The organism is Microbulbifer sp. ABF4_107, from assembly GCF_056312215.1.
Map to the genome: position 1 here is coordinate 3,996,890 of NZ_CM149983.1, position 16,481 is coordinate 4,013,370.

The following is a 16,481-nucleotide window of genomic DNA, read 5'->3' on the forward strand; positions in this document are numbered from 1 at the left end:
TCCTACCCGGTGCTCTGCCGCCACAGGGCGTCAACAAAACAGGGCCCCGAAACAGGAAGTTAAACAAAATGATCGTAATCCCAGCCATTGATCTGAAAGACGGCGAGTGCGTACGCCTGCGCCAGGGTGAAATGGAAGACGCCACCGTCTTCTCCGACGACCCGGTCGCCACCGCCGAACACTGGCTCAGCCAGGGCGCCAAACGCCTGCACATCGTCGACCTCAACGGCGCCTTCGCTGGCAACCCCGTCAACGGCGACGCCGTCAACGCCATCGCCCGCCAGTTCCCGCAATTCCCCATTCAGATCGGCGGCGGCATCCGCGATCTGAAAACCATCGAGTGGTACCTCACCGCCGGCGTCAGCTGGACCATTATCGGCACCGCCGCGGTAAAGAACCCCAAATTGGTCAAAGAAGCCTGCCGTGAATTCGAAGGCCACATCATCGTCGGCCTCGACGCCAAAGACGGCCTCGTCGCCACCGAAGGCTGGGCCGAAGTCTCCGACGTGCAGGCCACCGAACTCGCCAAGGAATTCCAGGACTGCGGTGTCAGCGCCATTGTCTACACCGACATCGCCCGCGACGGGATGATGCAGGGCGTAAACCTGGAATCCACCATGGACCTCGCCCGTGCCGTGCAGATCCCCATCATCGCCTCCGGCGGTGTCAGCTGCATCGAAGATATCGAAAAGCTGCTCGAAGCCGGCGACGACAAAACCGAAATCTTCGGCGCCATCACCGGCCGCGCCATTTACGAAGACAAGCTCGATCTGCGCAAAGCGCAGGAGCTGTGTGATAACTGGACCAAGTAACTGACATCAGGTAATCGGGATACAAACATGGGCCTCGCCAAACGCATTATTCCCTGTCTCGACGTCGACGCCGGCCGCGTGGTCAAGGGCGTCAACTTTGTCGATATCCGCGATGCCGGTGACCCGGTGGAAATCGCCCGCCGCTACAACGAGGCGGGCGCCGATGAGGTGACCTTCCTCGATATCACCGCCACCCACGAAGGCCGCGATACCACACTGCACACCGTGGAAAAAATGGCTTCCCAGGTATTTATCCCACTCACCGTTGGCGGCGGTGTGCGCGAGATCCAGGATATCCGCAACCTGCTAAATGCCGGCGCGGATAAAACCGCGATCAATTCGGCCGCGGTATTCAATCCCGACTTTGTGCGCGAAGCCGCCGACCGTTTCGGTAGCCAGTGCATCGTTGTCGCCATCGACGCCAAGCAGGTGGCGGATGGCAAGTGGGAAATCTTCACCCACGGCGGACGCAAGCCAACTGGCATCGACGCGGTGGAATGGGCGAAGAAAATGGACAGCTACGGCGCCGGTGAAATCCTGCTGACCAGTATGGATCGCGACGGCACCAAAAACGGTTTTGACCTGGCCCTGACCCGCGCCATCTCCGACGCGGTCTCCGTACCGGTGATCGCCTCCGGTGGTGTCGGTAACCTGCAGCACCTGGCCGATGGTGTATTGCAGGGCGGCGCCGATGCCGTGCTCGCGGCGAGTATTTTCCACTTTGGTGAATACACCGTGGGCGAAGCCAAGCAGTTTATGCAGGATGCCGGTATCGAGATGCGCCTGTAGCCGAAAGTGATTACCGCGACTGTTGCCCGCAGAAGTGTGACTGACTCACCAGTTCTGGAGTTTGACCTGCGGGTTTCCGATATTCTCGGAAAATAGTGCTATAAATTAAGGTCCGGCAACTGGCTGGTTCGTTATGGGCTATTTTCGATTCAACTCGCAGGATTACTCCGAAAGCGAGCGCCGCACGGCGCTGGCGGAGACCTATGCGCCACTGTGCGGCCTGGATGTGGACGTCGGTTGTGAGCAGTTGGATGTCAATGTCGCGGTGCGGTCGCTCCCGCGCACAGTAGTGGCAGACTCTTTTCTGGTTGATCACAAAGCCTGGCGTACCCAAACCCATATTGCCGACGGCGACGATTCCATGATGCTGGTGATTCCGCGCCAGGGCGTATTGGGTATTGCCTCTGGTGGTGCCAACGAACAGTTCTGTACGCCAGGGGAGCTCTATTTACTGCCACTGGAAGACCCTTATGTGAGCCGGAATGAGGGGGCTCACTTTGTTACCAGTATTGGCCTGCCGAAACAGTTTCTGGAAAGTCGGCTCGCTGCACCGGACCGGGTGATTGGCAAGCGTTTTCGGCCTTGCGACGCCAGCGCATTCGAGTTACTTCTCGGCTATTTGAAGAACCTGTATCACGCCAAGGACGATTTATCAGCCTCTGCAGCGAAGCTCGCCGAAATCCAGATTATGGATCTGGCTGCTCTGGTGCTCGGGGTTGATAGCGATTGTGAAGTGGCGGCTGGCAACCGCGGTGTTCGACATGCCCGCTATCAGGCCATGCGCAACTATATCAAGTTGCGCATGTTCGACCCGGAATTAAGCGTAGATGTCGTGGCTCGCCACTTCAATATTTCGCCCCAGTATCTGCGCAAGATTTTTGGTGAATTCAACTTCACCTTTACCGATTACCTCAATGCCATTCGCCTGGACTGGGTGTACCAGCAGCTGGTCAACCCGGCCAAGGCGCGGGACTACATCTCTACTCTTGCCTATCATGCAGGCTTCAGTAATCTGGCCTGGTTTAACCGCGCCTTCAAACGCCGCTTTGGTCTCTCCCCGTCAGACGTTCGCGAGAAAGTCACCGAGCACTCGTCATGATCAGCCGCACCGTATGGGGCGCAGATTGTCGCAAATAGTATGTATCCGGGCAGCGGATAGTATTGGCGCGAAAATTCCTTTTTCGGTTGAATCAAACTAGCCTTGGGGTTGTGAACCTCACGCGATTTCAGAAATGGCGAAATGCCAATGGATTGGCGTGGGCAGCGGGGTTTACGTGGTTAATCTCGCTGAATTGCGTGCGGTTTGCAGCCTCGGGGCGCTTGGCGCGAAATTGCCTGCGGGATAGTGGCTTGAAAGATATGCGGCTAGTATCTGCCCGGGTAGCGAATAGTATCAGGGCGTGCGCCATGGTGCGCTTTACTTAATAAGCAGCTTGATTTGCTTCTTTGCATTGACGGTAGCACTACCTGCCCCGGCGCTTCAATGGAGTTGGAGTGAGTTGTTCGGCAAATGGACTTGCTGATTCCGGGCTTATCAGGCTGTCTCCAGCAGTAACTTTTTAGTACCTTCAAAATTCTCAAGTGCCAGGTTCCCTCCCTGGCATTTTTTTTAGAACCTGTTCGCACTGCGCCAGCGGCGCGCGCGCAGGCTGCCAAAAGGGCGAACATTGCCGGTGTAGTTTTGAGCCGGATTGAGAAATAGTGCCGCCGCTTTCTCCGCCTCCGCCTTGCACGTATAGGGCCCAAAAGTTTTTCCACCTCGGGCGGTAAAATACCAGTCATCCCCGAGTTTATAGAATCGATCCGAACGAGGTGGAATCGCTTTTCCCTGTTCGCCACGACGATACTGCTGCATGACACCCTCGCTACTGCTTAATCACAAAACTGCACGAACTTTGCTGCCGGACAAAATAAAACCGGCGACCCTGAATTCAGTCTAGCTACTTGGTAGCTCGCTCAAAACACAGGGGCGCCGGTTGTTATTTTTGTTGGGACTTTAGGGCTCAAAGACGACCGGTTAGAGATCTTCCGGCTGTACGCGCGCCACTTTATCTCTGGGTTCATCCGCTTCTGCCGTACGCTTCTCGCTGCTTTCGGCGGGGATGCGACGCACGTAGAGATTCAGCCCCTTGAGCACGTTCAGCGCTTCAAAAACCTGGTTGTCGCGGCTGTACCAGTCGTCCTGGTCGGCCTTGGCCCGCTTGCGATCTTCTGAACCACTTTCCTTGCCGCCATTGCCATTCCCAAGGTGACCAGCGAGGTCCGCTTCGGTGGTACGAGTACGGCCGCCCACTCGGGTTACCTGCACTCTTTCTACGGTAATGTCGGGCTTGATACCCTGGGCCTGGATGGAGCGACCCTTGGGTGTGAAATACAGCGCCGTTGTGAGCTTGATGGCGCGGTCATCGTTGATCGGAATCACCGTCTGCACCGAGCCCTTGCCAAAACTGTCGGTGCCCATAACCACCGCGCGGCGGTGATCCTGCAGTGCGCCGGCAACAATTTCGGCGGCGGAGGCGGAGCCGTCGTTAATCAGCACAACCAGTGGTGCACCTTTGCTGAGGTCGCCGGGGCTGGCGGAATAGCGCAGGTTGGAGGATTCATTGCGGCCCTCGGTGTAGACCACCAGGCCTTCTTCGAGAAAGGCGTCGACCACTTCCACAGAAGACTGCAAAACGCCACCGGGGTTGTTGCGCAGGTCAATCACCAGCCCTTTGAGCTCGCCTTGTTTCTTGAGCTTTTTCATCGCGCGCAACAGGTCGCCGCCGGTGTCCAGCTGGAACTGGCTGATACGCAGATAGCCGTAGCCATCTTCGAGCATTTCACCGCGCACGCTGTAGACGCGTACCTTGTCGCGCTTGAGAGTGACGTCGAACGGTTCTTTGTGGCCCTTGCGTCCGATGGTCAGCGTCACTGGCGAGCCCACCGGGCCGCGCATTTTCTCCACCGCATCATCCAGGCTGACGCCACGCATGGATTTTCCGGACATGCGCAGGATGACATCACCGGCGCGCAATCCGGCGCGTTCGGCGGGGGTGTCATCCATGGGAGTGATGATGGTGATGTAGTCGTCTTCAATACCGACTTCGATACCCAGGCCGGCAAATTCACCGGTGGTGTTGGCCTGCAAATCGGTAAAGGAGCGACTGTCGAGGTAAGAGGAGTGCGGATCCAGCCCCTGCAGCATGCCCTTGATGGCAAACTCCAGCAGGGTGCTGTCGTCGACTTCTTCGACGTAGCCCCGGCGGATCTGTTCAAAAACCTTGGCGAAGCTGCGCAGGTCTTCCAGTGGCAGGCGGGATTCGGCTTCCAGCGAGATTCGGTCATCGCTGCTTTCGAGCTGACCGGCCTGGCTGAGTCCCATCAGCGGCAGAGCGGTGAGTGCCGCGACGCCAATCAGGCGAGCGAGCATTTTGGGGGTGAACATAATCTGCACGTCCTTGGCATTTATCGTTACTTTCCAACAGAAATTGTAGACCCGGCGATAGCGCAGGGTTCTGAACTTGGCGGAGATTGGAACTGGCGTGCTGACCGGGAGGTAAAACTGCAAGGGGAATTATGTTAGGGACGAGGTGTATGGCGACCGCAGGGAGCGCGGTCGCTGGAGGTCAACCTCTACACCAGGCAGTGGGGTCCTGGGGTTTGCCGTTGCGGCGGATTTCGAAATAGAGACCGGGCTGGCTCATACCGCCGGTGTTGCCGACCTTGGCGATGGTGTCGCCGCGCTCTACCCATTCCCCGATGGCGCGGGTGAGGGACTGGTTGTGGCCGTAGAGGCTCATGTAGCCGTCGCCGTGATCGAGGATGATCAGCATGCCCTGGCCACGCAGGTAGTCGGAGAAGACCACACGCCCGCGGTGAATCGCTTTCACCGGTGCGCCTTCACTGGCGCGCAGGGTGACCCCGGTCCAGGTAATGCCGTTGGCGCGGCGCTGGCCGAAGGCGTTGGCGCGACGGCCGCTGGCGGGCCATTGCATACGCCCGCGCTGTTTTGCGAAGGGGGTGTCGTCGCTGGGGTTGATCAGGCTGGCAATGGCGCGGCCCACATGATCCACCAGTTTTTGCAGGCGACTGCGATCGCTATTGAGCTGATCCAGTTCGCCGCCTTTGCTGGCGAGCTGTTTGGCGAGTTTGTCGAGGGTGCGCTGGCGATTGTTCTGGGCACTGACAAGTAAGCGGCGCTTTTCTTCCAGCTGGTCGCGCTCGCGGGCGAGGGTGTCCCGTTCCCGTTCGATACCGGTAGTGACGGTGGAGAGCTGATCGAGAGTGGAAACGTAATCTTCGATAACGCGGCTGCGTTGCTTGAGGAAGTAGTCGTGGTAGCGGAGTTGGCGGGCGATGTGCTGGGGGTCTTGCTGGTTGAGGAGCAGCTTGATCTGCTCCTGGCGTCCGAGTCGGTAAGCGGCGGCGACTTCCTGCTCGACCCGCCGCTGCATACTTCGCCGGGATTCCTGTAGCTGTTGCTCTTCCTGCTTTAACTCCTGCAGCTTCTCACCGCGGGACTGCATGTCCGATTTGATCTTGTCGATGCGCTGCAGCAGCTCCGAGATGTCTTTCTCGTTGGATTCCAGGTCTTTCAGCAGCTGGTCGCGCTCGCCTTTGACCTGGTTGAGCTCCTGCTGCAGGGTCTCGATGCGCTGCTTGATTTCCGCCAGGCGCGCCTGCTGTTCTTCGTCGGCCGCCTGCGCGAAGCAAGCGGGCACCAGAGACAGTGACAACAGTGCAGTGAAGAAAATTGCAGAAAATTTCTTGCTCGAAAGCTTCATGGTGTCAGCAAATTCCCGCTTGTAGTTTGCGCCCGCGATGCGGGCGCATTCCAATTAGTTGATTTTAACCAGCGGCTCGCCGTTCATTTCCACCGGCTGCGGCAGGCCCATCAGCGCCAGCATGGTCGGTGCCACGTCTGCCAGGCTGCCGCCGTCACGCATGGTGACATTGCGCTCGCCCACGTACACAAAGGGTACCGGCAGGGTGGAGTGCTGGGTACTCACCTGGCCGGAACCGGCGTCGAACATTTCTTCCACATTGCCGTGGTCGGCGGTGATCAGCACCTCGCCCCCGGCAGCCAGAGCGGCTTTGGTTACGCGATCCACGCAACCGTCCAGGGCTTCCACCGCTTTAACCGCAGCTTCGAAGACGCCGGTGTGGCCCACCATGTCGCCGTTGGCGTAGTTGCAGACGATAGCATCGAATTTGCCGCTTTCGATGGCGGCCACCAGTTTGTCGGTCACTTCCGGTGCGCTCATCTCCGGCTGCAGGTCGTAGGTGGCCACGTCCGGCGATTTGATCAGGATACGCTCCTCGCCATTGTAGGGCTCTTCGCGTCCGCCGCTAAAGAAGAAGGTCACATGTGCGTACTTTTCTGTCTCGGCGATACGCAGCTGGGTCTTGCTCTGGTTCTGCAGGTACTCGCCGAAGGAGTTCACCATCGGCTCTGGCGGGAAGGCGCAGGCGGCGTCGATGGAGCTGGCGTATTCGGTGGTCATCACGAAGTCGGCCAGTTTCGGGGTGACGGCGCGCTCGAAGCCGTCGAAGTCCGCTTCGGTAAAGGCGCGGGTCAGCTGGCGCGCGCGGTCCGGGCGGAAGTTCATAAAGATAAGTGCGTCACCATCTTTGAGCGGCGCGGGTTCGCCGATCAGGGTGGGGGCCACGAATTCGTCATTCTCGTCGCGGGCGTAGGCGGCTTCCAGACCGGCCAGGGCGGAGTCCGCCTGATGCTCGGCTTTGCCCTGGGTAATCAGGTCGTAGACCGGCTGCACGCGATCCCAGCGGTTGTCGCGGTCCATGGCGAAGTAGCGGCCGGCGATGGTGGCGATGCGCGCGGTGCCCAGGGCATCGCACACCTGGGTCAGGCGCGCCAGAGGGGTTTCCGCACTGCGCGGTGGGGTGTCGCGACCGTCGGTGAAGGCGTGGATATACACCGCCTTTGCGCCGCGCTGGGCGGCCAGGGTGGCCATGGCAACAATGTGGTCGTCGTGGCTGTGCACACCGCCTTCGGAGGCCAGGCCCATAATGTGCACGGCGCCGTCTTTGGCGATGGCCTTGTCCACCGCGGAGGTGTAGGCCGGGTTCTTGAAGAAGTCGCCGTCTTCGATCGCCTTGTTGATACGGGTGAAGTTTTGGTACACCACACGGCCGGCGCCGAGGGTCATATGTCCCACTTCCGAGTTCCCCATCTGCCCTTCCGGCAGGCCCACCGCCATACCGGAGGTGTGGATCAGGGTTTTCGGGCGATTGCCCCAGATCTGGTCCCACACCGGGCTCTTGGCCGCGGCGATGGCGTTGTGTTCGCTGTGCTCACTGTGGCCGAAGCCGTCCAGAATCAGCAGTACCAGGGGGCGCTTGGGCGAAGACTCGGATGCCATGGGATCGGAATTCCTGTGTTGAATGTCTGAGAAAAGCTGGTGTGTCAGGTCGCGTAACCGGTAACTGGCCCGCTCGTAAGCAGAAAGACCTACCGGAATATCCTCCGGCGTCATTGCCAGAACGCGAAAACTTTGGGGGTGCACTACCGCAGGTGGCGGATTTTAACCTGTTTGAGCCCCCGAGGTCAGTATGTACCCAGCTATGGCCGCGATTGACCGGCCCAAATGGCTGATTAAGAAGTGGTCATCATCGTGTATACTGCGCGGCCTTCAGGCCATCGCCTATAAGAGTTTTACTCTGGGCGGCGGCAAACTGGTCGACCGTAAAGTCAGCGGTTTGATCGCATCAAAACAACAAATTGTGAAATTTCGGGGGCGAAGTGGACTTTTTCGTCTTTATCAGCGAGCAGTGGCTGCTGGTGAGTGTGTTGGTGGCATTGATCTATACATTGGCCATCACCGAGCGTATCAAGGCGGGCAAACCCGCATCGGCCCACGCGGCCACCCAGCTGATCAACAGCGACGGCGCCAAGGTCGTAGACCTGCGCGACCGCTCCGACTTCACCGCCGGGCACATTGTGGACGCCATCCACATCCCTCACGGTGAGATGGAGGGGCGTATGGGAGAGCTGGCACCCTATAAAGAGAAGACCATTATCCTCGCGGACAAAATGGGTCAGCACGCAGGCCCCGCCGGTCGTATGCTGAAGAAAGCGGGCTACACCGTGCGCCGCCTGGAAGGTGGCATGTCCGAGTGGGCAAATCAGAAGCTGCCGCTGGTAAAAGGCAAAGGCTGATTGCCGCGGCTGTAGAGTGTTAACAGGAATCGAGTGACGCAAAGAGGTTATCTGGTCGTGAAAGAAGTTGTTATCTACACCACCCGCTACTGCCCCTTCTGCATCCGCGCCAAGTATCTCCTGGACAACAAGAATGTCCCTTACACGGAGATTTCTGTGGACGGAGATCGGGCCCTGCGCGCCGAAATGACCGCCAAAGCCGGCCGCCACACCGTGCCGCAGATCTGGATCGGCGATCACCACGTGGGCGGCTGCGACGAGTTGATGGCCATCGAGCGCAGCGGCGAGCTGGAATCCTTACTGGCGTAACAGCCCCCGCGCGGTCAAAGAATTTCCCGAGTATTTTCTAGAATGTGCCTTGAAAGGGCTTTTCGAGGCCCCCATTAGAAGATTCCATACAGGGAGTCTTCTATCAGGGAAGGCAATTACAAACATTATTGAGTGAACAGGCTTGTAACATGGCTGAAGAACAAAACGGCGCTGCGGTTAACGGCGAAGATCAACAACAAGTACAATTCGCGATGCAGCGCATTGACCCGAAAGACCTGTCCTTCGAGACCCCGATGGGCGCCGAGATTTTCAAAAAGCAGTGGAAACCGGAAGTCTCTCAGGAACTGAACACCAAAACCGCCAAGATCGACGAAGATCTGTACGAAGTGGCCCTGACCCTGACCATCACCGTCAAGGTTGAAGGCGAGACCGCTTTCCTGGTAGAAGTACAACAGGCCGGCCTGTTCGGCATCAAAGGCCTGGAAGGTCAGCAGCTGGCTCAAGCGCTGAACACCGCCTGCCCGAACATCCTGTTCCCCTACGCGCGCGAAGTCGTCGACAACGTCGTCACCAAGGGCTCTTTCCCCGCCCTGATGCTGCCGCCGATCAACTTCGACGCTCTGTTCGCCGCCGCTCTGCAGCAGGCGCAACAGCAAGCCGCCGAGCAAGGTGGTGAGAAAGCTGACGCCTAAGCTTCAGTGATACTGAAAAAGGCTCCCTTGGTTTCGACCGAGGGAGCCTTTTTTGTATCTGACGTAATGTTTCACGGATGCTGAGCTTGTTAAGTTACGCGAACTTTGATGCGAAGGCGCTGCTGCCGGGTGCAACTGTGCGAGACCTTCAAAAACAGGGCCGAAGGCGCCGCGCTGAAGCGGCTGGACACTTTTTGCAGAGCCCCCAGGGATGGGTTGAGGGGGGGCGCCTAGCTCGTGTCTCGCAAACATGCACCCGGCAGTAGCGCCGCCAATGAATTGGAAAAGATATGCAGTGGGACTTGCCCCAACCCTATACCTACAAAGTCCGCGTCAATGCAGAGCACGTCGATGGCCTGCACCACGCCAACAACGCCGAATACGTGCGCTGGTGTGAGCGCGCCGCCTGGTCGCACAGTGTCGAGCTGGGTCTTGATGTCACCAATTATCAAGCCATGGACCGGGGAATGGCCATTCGCCAGGCCGAGTACGACTATATACTGGCGGCAAAGGAAGGCGACGAGCTGCTGATCGGCACCTGGCTCACCATGGTGGACGGCCGCCTCAACATGACCCGAAAGTTCCAGATCCACCGCACCGGTGACCAGGCCCTGATCCTGCGGGCCACCTGGCAAATGGTGTGTATCGAACTCTCCAGCGGCAAACCCAAGCGCATGCCGCAAACCTTCAAAGACATCTATTGCCCCGCGGTGGTCGAAGACCCCCGCAATCCCTAGGCTGGAAATCACCCGAGACCGAGGAGCGCCCATGACCGACCCGATCACCCTCACCAAGAACACCGGCGCCCTCAAGGGCAAAACCATCTTTATCACCGGTGCCAGCCGCGGCATCGGCCGCGCCATTGCGCTCAAGTGCGCCGCCGACGGCGCCAACATAGCCATCGCCGCCAAGTCCGCCGAGCCCCACCCCAAACTTCCCGGCACCATCTACTCCGTTGCCGAGGAGATCGAAGCCGCCGGTGGCAAGGCCCTGCCCATGCAGGTCGACGTGCGCGACGAAGAGCAGGTGGCGGAAGCCCTCAAGAAAACCGCCGACACCTTTGGCGGTATCGACGCCGTGATCAACAACGCCGGCGCCATCAACCTCACCAGCGTTGAAGCCACCCCGCCCAAGCGCTACGACCTGATGATGGATGTTAATGCCCGCGGCGTGTACCTGACCGCGCACCTGGCCATTCCCTACCTCAAGCAATCGGACTGCGGGCATATCCTCAGCCTGTCGCCACCACTGAACATCGAGCCCCGCTGGCTGGGTCCGTTTGCCCCCTACGCCCTGTCCAAATTCGGCATGACCATCCTCAGCATGGGGCTGGCAGAAGAACTGAGCAAAACCAGTATTAGTGTGGCCACCCTGTGGCCGCGGACCCTGGTCGCCACTGTTGCCATCGAGTTTGCCGTGGGCAGCCGCGAAATGTTCGAGCAGAGCCGCAAGCCCATGGTCATGGCCGATGCCGCCTACGAAGTGCTGATTACCGAAAACCAGGGGCTCAACGGCGCCCAGCTGATCGACGAAACCCTGCTGCACGAACGGGGGGTGGAAGATTTCACCCAATATGCGCACAATCCCGCCAAGGCCGGCGATCTGGCAGTGGATCTGTTCCTCGATCCCTGAGGGTACCGGCAGCGGCGCTGTTCAGGCCGGTACTCGAAGTGGGGAGATGTTGTGGACAAGAGTGAACAGGACGATTTTCGCGGTGCTATGGGTGCCCTGGGCGATGTAAAGCCGCTGCCGTCCGGTCAGCGACAGAGCGCGCTGAAGAAAGAGACCAGAGATCCCCTCAATCAGCGCGCCCGCCGCGAGGCCGCCACCGCGCAGACCTACCGCGAACTCAATCCCCTCGGCGGCGAGTATGTGGAGCCGGTGGAGCCCTTCGACCCTATAGAATTCAAGCGCGACGGCGTGCAGAACGGTGTTTACCGCAACCTGCGCCTGGGCAAATACACCGTGGATGCGCGGCTCGACCTGCACAATCACACCGTGGAAATGGCTCGCAGCGCGCTGTATCAATTTGTGCGGGACTGTGTGGAAGCCGATGTGCGCTGCGCACTGGTAACCCACGGCAAAGGCGAAGGGCGCAAAACCCCGGCCATGTTGAAAAGCTGTGTGAATGCCTGGCTACCCCAGTTGGAGGAAGTGCTCGCGTTTCACAGTGCGCAGAAACAGCATGGCGGTCTCGGGGCGACTTACCTTCTGTTGAAGAAAAGTGAGCGCAAGCGCCAGCAGAATCTGGAGCAGCATCAGCGGCGCTCCCGCCCCTGACCCCGGCCGTTAAGATCGCGCTGCAAAAAGTTACCCGGAGATGGGAAATTTTCCTGTTTCGTAATTTGTTTGTAACGGGCGCCGATTACATTACTCACACAACGAAATTTTGCTTGTCCGGTTGTTTCATCGCGCAACTGACTTGTTTTCGTTGTTCTTCTCTCTTTGCATCGCACCAATCTTTATTGGTGATTTTTGCTTCCGAGTTTGGAAGTGCCTCCACTTGGAGGATTGGACTCGAGCTCGCAGTTGCGAATCGAGACCCTTCTTGAATGGTTCTTCAGGCGGCCCTATGGCCGCCTTTTTTCGTCGCATCACCGGAAATCTACTGCGCGTGCGCCTGACGGCGTCCGGCGCTGCTCACAATGCTCATGTACTAAAGTACACTCCGCTTGCTGCGCTGCGGCGGCCACCATCAGCCACCCGCTCGCTACGATTTCTGATGATGCGAATTTAAGGGGAAGAGCTCGGCAATTCGCCGGTCTGTTTGAACTCTATTCGAGTACCTTCGCCGCCCTGCAGCGTCAGTATGTCGCCCGCGACGCTGGCGCGATCAATACGCGGTAGCGCTTTCAGAAAGTCCTTCTCCAGTTCGCTGCTGTCTTTGCGACCCACCATACGGGAGATTTTCGGGGCCTTGATCCACTCGATCGAGCCATCGTCGGCCAGGTCGAACTTGCCGAGATAGGGGTTGGAACCGGCGTTGCCGCGTACAAAGCCCAGTTTGTCGCAGGTGAGGTAGGGGCGGTCGCGGACCATTTTCTGCCAGAAAAGTCGCGACTTCTGCTCGCGTCCGTCCACGTTTATGCCGTGCAGTATCCACTGGTAATTGCAGATGTCGCCCGGGGCCATGGGCTCGGTGGCTGACAGCTGCTGCGGGTGGGACGAACAGCCGGAAAAGAACAGTGAGGCCAGCAATAGCCCGGCCAGTGTCGCGCAGAGTGCCAGGTGTGACCCGGAAACCGGTGAGAATTGCGGGCGCGAGCGGTGTGAGAAGTCCATCGGGTCTGTCCGGTAGCCGTTTGCAGTATTAAACCGCAAAGCCCGCGCAACGTCTGTGACCCAGGCGGGCTATTTAGTAGCGCTTAATGACGCTCAGTTACCCGCCTTGATGTATTCGATATACCGGTCACCTGAGGCGTCGCGCAGGATCAGGCGACCACCGCCGCTTTTGACGAACGCCTGTGTCGTGCCCGCCAGTGCACCCAGGTACTGGGATTCCTGCTCCATCACCTGTGGCGGTCCGGCCATTTTTGTCGAGGCAAAACTACCGGTATCCCACAGGATCTGGCCGTTCGCCGTAATCTGCATGGCGCCGCGGTAGGTATTGATACCGCTCTTGCCCATGGCTTCACCGCCGCTGTTGCACAGGAAGGTAAATTCCTGCGGCTGGTCGACGGGGACGGCCTGGCCGTTGATGCGCAACAGGCGCATTTCCCATTTGTCGCCACAGACACTACTGACGCTGCCGGGAGTCTGGCTGGGGCCCGAATCCTTGCCGCCCATATTCATACACCCCGCAATCACCAGCGCGAGCCCAAATAGCCATATCGGTAGCAGTTTTTTCATTCTCGAATCTCCTTCCTGTGCTACGTCCGTGTAGATAGATCAAGCTTAGTCAGCCAACGTCCATGCGAGTGGAATTGGGCGACAGCTTGTGGCGGAAATGGTCACAGCGTGTGGAGAATGCGGGCGCCAGGGCCCGCAGGGAATTCAATTTGGCGTCACGACTGGCGCACGCAACGCACCACCACCTTGGAGTCGAGCTCCTGTTCGAAGCAGCGAAAGCGGGTGCCGTTGACGTTGAGCGAGCGCGGCGCCTCGCGACTGCTGGTGCGCGGCCTTCGGTCTGAGGACCGCACGGAAAAATGGGCTGGGTCCATATGTGGGGGGACGGCGCTGCTGAAGGCGCGATTTGTATGATTTTCCGTGGGCGCGGTTGTAGTACAACCGGCAACAACTCCTGTCGCTATGACCGCCGTCAGCAGAATACTACTCAATTTCTGCACGCGGATACCTCGATGGCTGATTCAAGTAGCGGCGTCACTGCCGCCCTCACTTTCAGATTAGAAGAGGTTGCCGCCAAAGTGTGAATTTGCGCGCCAATTTAATAAATCCCGCGCCGGATGGAGAAATCCCCGACAGATAGGGGCGTGAATAAGGGCCTGAACGAGCGCGCTAATTCGGCGCCAAACAAAAAAGGGGCCCAGTGGGCCCCAAGTGGAAAGTGCAATGACTAAGCATGAATCACGCGTTGCACAAATTTGCGAAGATGACAGTGACGGTACTCAGAAGTTGTAGCTACCTGTGAGCGCGATAGTGCGAGGTGCGCCGTAGAAGCCGGTATCGAAGGCGCCGCCGAAGCCGTAGCCACCAACACGATACTCTTCGTCAGTCAGGTTTTTACCGGCGAGGCCCAGATTCCAGTTGCCGTTCGCGCTGTAGTAGGTCGCGGTCATGTCGACCAGGGTGTAGGCCTCCTGGTCGAGAATGCTAGGCGTCTCGAAAATCTGGGTGTCTGCGCGATAGGAAACGGTAGGCAGGAATACCAGCTCGCCCCCGTTACCCACAGGCAGTGAGTAATTCAACTGGAACATGGCAGTGGTATCCGGCGTGTTCTGCATGTCGCGGTCGTCGGACACATCCACTCCACCGGAAATGAACTCGACGAATTCAGTGTCGGCCAGACCCAGGGTGAAGTTAGCCAGCAGGTTGTCGGTCATTGCCAGGGTGGCTTCAAGCTCCAGGCCCTGAATACGCGCCTGGCCGGCATTCAGTACCGCACTGGAGAAGCCTCCGCCGGGATTGAGCTGCTGGATGGTGACTTGCATATCGTCGTAGTCGGCGCGGAATGCTGCTGCGTTAAGGCGCAGGCGATTGTTTAGCAGGTCAGACTTTACACCGAACTCATAGGTGTCCACGGTCTCTGGATCAAATCCATCTACGGTGGAGGGCAGAGTGCTGGCATCGCCGCGCATATCGAAACCGCCGGACTTGAAGCCCGCGCTGTATTTTGCGTACAGCAGAACGTCGTCATTTACCTGGAAGTCCACACCGAGATGCGGAGTGAATTGACCCCAGCTATCGCTATTTTCGTAGTCTGTCAGTGCGCCGAGGAAAACAGCCGGATCCTGACCGGGGTTATATTTTCCAGCAAACAGCGGGCTGTAGATGCCTGCGAAATTTGCCTTGAATACTTCCGCGTCTTTTTCATCTCTGGTGTAGCGGCCGCCGACACTCAGATTCCAGTCCGGTGCAAACTGCCAGTTGTAGTGGGCATATGCAGACAGGCTGGTTGTATCGACAGAGCCGGCCACTTGCTGGGTAAGATTGATATATCCAAGTACCGCGTCGAAGGCGCCCGCAGCGGTACCCGTGTAGTAGTAGAGACCGCTTACCAGGTCGGCATTGTCACCCTGCCAGATCAGCTGGAACTCCTGGGTAGTTTGATCGTCCTCGTAAAAAGCGGGAACGTCAAAATCCGGTCGACTGGTGCTGTCGAAGTCGATAGCCGTCTCAGTTTCGCCCTGGCGATATGCTGTGATCGATTTTACGGTAACGCTGTCGGACATTTCCCACTCGGCAATCAGCGACATACCGCTGGTTTCTACCAAGTTGTCCGAAGTCATGTTTGATTCGGTGTCGTAGATGCTGTCCAGAACGGGCTCGCCACCGAGGCCCGGGGCGAAGCGATGGCCGTGTTTGGAGGCAGACTCGTCCACGGTTTTGTCACCGGCAAACCGCACCCAGACAGCGTCTGAGGGGTTCCACTCAACAGCAAAGCGGCCGCTGATGATGTCCTTGTTGTATTGATCCTTACCAGTAACCACGTTTTCACCGTAGCCGTCGCGCTGGAAGCTGGCGATGGCACCGCCAATGTTGACGGTTTCGGAAATCGCTGTAGAGCCGGAGACTTTCAGGTCGCGCTGGTTGTAGGAGCCCAGGCCACCACCAATTTTCAATTCGGTGTCACCAGACATCTTCTTGGTGACATATTTCACCGCGCCGCCAATAGTGTTCTTGCCGTACAGGGTACCCTGCGGGCCGCGCAGAACTTCCACTCGCTCTACGTCGAGGATGTCGAGCACGGCACCTTGAGGGCGTGCCACGTAAACGTCGTCAATATAGATGCCTACGCCCGGCTCAAAACCCCAAAGCGGGTCCTGCTGGCCGATACCGCGGATAAACGCGGTCAGGGTCGAGTTGGTGCCACGACTGGCTTGCAAAGTGGTGTTGGGGGACAGTTTCTGAATGTCGGTCAGGTCGCTGATACCGTTTTGCATCAGTTGGTCAGCGCCAATTGCAGTCACGGCAACCGGTACTTCCTGCATGGACTGCTCGCGCTTCTGCGCGGTCACGGTCACTTCTTCCAGTTGGGGGTCTGCGTAGGCGAGGGACGCTCCGCAGGCGAACATGATGCCTGCGGCTAGGGGGTTGAATTTCATTGGATTGCGCATGGCTCTCTCCGATCACCGG

16 protein-coding genes are annotated in these 16,481 nt (G+C 58.5%); 9 read left to right on the top strand and 7 right to left on the bottom strand.

Annotated elements, in window-relative coordinates; all coding sequences use genetic code 11:
* The first annotated feature begins 68 nt into the window (after positions 1–68).
* From hisA to ACYX4K_RS16435, 3 genes are all read left to right on the top strand, one after another.
* Positions 69–812, top strand: a complete 744-nt coding sequence (hisA, locus tag ACYX4K_RS16425; protein WP_475091078.1) for a 1-(5-phosphoribosyl)-5-[(5-phosphoribosylamino)methylideneamino]imidazole-4-carboxamide isomerase — start codon at positions 69–71, stop codon at positions 810–812.
* A gap of 27 nt (positions 813–839) precedes the next feature.
* Entirely contained in the window at positions 840–1,601 is a 762-nt protein-coding gene (gene hisF / locus ACYX4K_RS16430; RefSeq protein ID WP_475091077.1) for an imidazole glycerol phosphate synthase subunit HisF, read from the top strand.
* Between the two features lie 133 nt (positions 1,602–1,734).
* On the top strand, positions 1,735–2,700 hold the full coding sequence (locus ACYX4K_RS16435; protein ID WP_475091076.1) for an AraC family transcriptional regulator: 966 nt from the start codon (positions 1,735–1,737) through the stop codon (positions 2,698–2,700).
* Between the two features lie 510 nt (positions 2,701–3,210).
* On the opposite strand, the gene ACYX4K_RS16440 is transcribed toward ACYX4K_RS16435, so the two are convergent.
* From ACYX4K_RS16440 to gpmI, 4 genes are all read right to left on the bottom strand, one after another.
* Positions 3,211–3,456, bottom strand: a complete 246-nt coding sequence (locus ACYX4K_RS16440) for a DUF6316 family protein (protein WP_475091075.1) — start codon at positions 3,454–3,456, stop codon at positions 3,211–3,213.
* A 162-nt stretch (positions 3,457–3,618) separates the two neighbouring features.
* Positions 3,619–5,028 carry a S41 family peptidase gene (locus ACYX4K_RS16445; RefSeq protein WP_475091074.1) on the bottom strand — a complete coding sequence of 470 codons (1,410 nt, stop codon included), beginning with the start codon at positions 5,026–5,028 and terminating at the stop codon, positions 3,619–3,621.
* A gap of 181 nt (positions 5,029–5,209) precedes the next feature.
* Positions 5,210–6,367 carry a murein hydrolase activator EnvC family protein gene (locus ACYX4K_RS16450; RefSeq protein WP_475091073.1) on the bottom strand — a complete coding sequence of 386 codons (1,158 nt, stop codon included), beginning with the start codon at positions 6,365–6,367 and terminating at the stop codon, positions 5,210–5,212.
* Positions 6,368–6,421: 54 nt separating this feature from the next.
* Positions 6,422–7,966 carry a 2,3-bisphosphoglycerate-independent phosphoglycerate mutase gene (gene gpmI, locus ACYX4K_RS16455; RefSeq protein ID WP_475091072.1) on the bottom strand — a complete coding sequence of 515 codons (1,545 nt, stop codon included), beginning with the start codon at positions 7,964–7,966 and terminating at the stop codon, positions 6,422–6,424.
* Between the two features lie 380 nt (positions 7,967–8,346).
* On the opposite strand from gpmI, the gene ACYX4K_RS16460 reads away from it, so the two are divergent.
* The 6 genes from ACYX4K_RS16460 (at position 8,347) to smrA (ending at position 12,005) form a co-directional block, all read left to right on the top strand.
* Positions 8,347–8,763: a rhodanese-like domain-containing protein gene (locus ACYX4K_RS16460; RefSeq protein WP_475091071.1), complete on the top strand. Its 417-nt coding sequence runs from the start codon at positions 8,347–8,349 to the stop codon at positions 8,761–8,763.
* Between the two features lie 57 nt (positions 8,764–8,820).
* Positions 8,821–9,072: a glutaredoxin 3 gene (grxC, locus tag ACYX4K_RS16465; RefSeq protein WP_475091070.1), complete on the top strand. Its 252-nt coding sequence runs from the start codon at positions 8,821–8,823 to the stop codon at positions 9,070–9,072.
* Between the two features lie 149 nt (positions 9,073–9,221).
* Positions 9,222–9,725, top strand: coding sequence for a protein-export chaperone SecB (secB, locus tag ACYX4K_RS16470; protein ID WP_476178729.1), 504 nt, complete (start codon positions 9,222–9,224; stop codon positions 9,723–9,725).
* Between the two features lie 290 nt (positions 9,726–10,015).
* Positions 10,016–10,462: an acyl-CoA thioesterase gene (locus ACYX4K_RS16475; RefSeq protein WP_475091069.1), complete on the top strand. Its 447-nt coding sequence runs from the start codon at positions 10,016–10,018 to the stop codon at positions 10,460–10,462.
* A gap of 31 nt (positions 10,463–10,493) precedes the next feature.
* Positions 10,494–11,357, top strand: a complete 864-nt coding sequence (locus ACYX4K_RS16480) for an SDR family oxidoreductase (RefSeq protein ID WP_475091068.1) — start codon at positions 10,494–10,496, stop codon at positions 11,355–11,357.
* Between the two features lie 51 nt (positions 11,358–11,408).
* Positions 11,409–12,005, top strand: a complete 597-nt coding sequence (smrA, locus tag ACYX4K_RS16485) for a DNA endonuclease SmrA (protein WP_475091067.1) — start codon at positions 11,409–11,411, stop codon at positions 12,003–12,005.
* A 453-nt stretch (positions 12,006–12,458) separates the two neighbouring features.
* On the opposite strand, the gene ACYX4K_RS16490 is transcribed toward smrA, so the two are convergent.
* From ACYX4K_RS16490 to ACYX4K_RS16500, 3 genes are all read right to left on the bottom strand, one after another.
* Positions 12,459–13,007 (bottom strand): META domain-containing protein, encoded by a 549-nt coding sequence (locus ACYX4K_RS16490; RefSeq protein WP_475091066.1) that lies wholly within the window; start codon positions 13,005–13,007, stop codon positions 12,459–12,461.
* 93 nt (positions 13,008–13,100) lie between these two features.
* Positions 13,101–13,574, bottom strand: coding sequence for an META domain-containing protein (locus ACYX4K_RS16495; protein ID WP_475091065.1), 474 nt, complete (start codon positions 13,572–13,574; stop codon positions 13,101–13,103).
* Between the two features lie 719 nt (positions 13,575–14,293).
* A complete protein-coding gene (locus tag ACYX4K_RS16500) occupies positions 14,294–16,462 on the bottom strand; it encodes a TonB-dependent receptor (RefSeq protein WP_475091064.1) in 2,169 nt (722 codons plus the stop codon).
* Positions 16,463–16,481 lie beyond the last annotated feature (19 nt).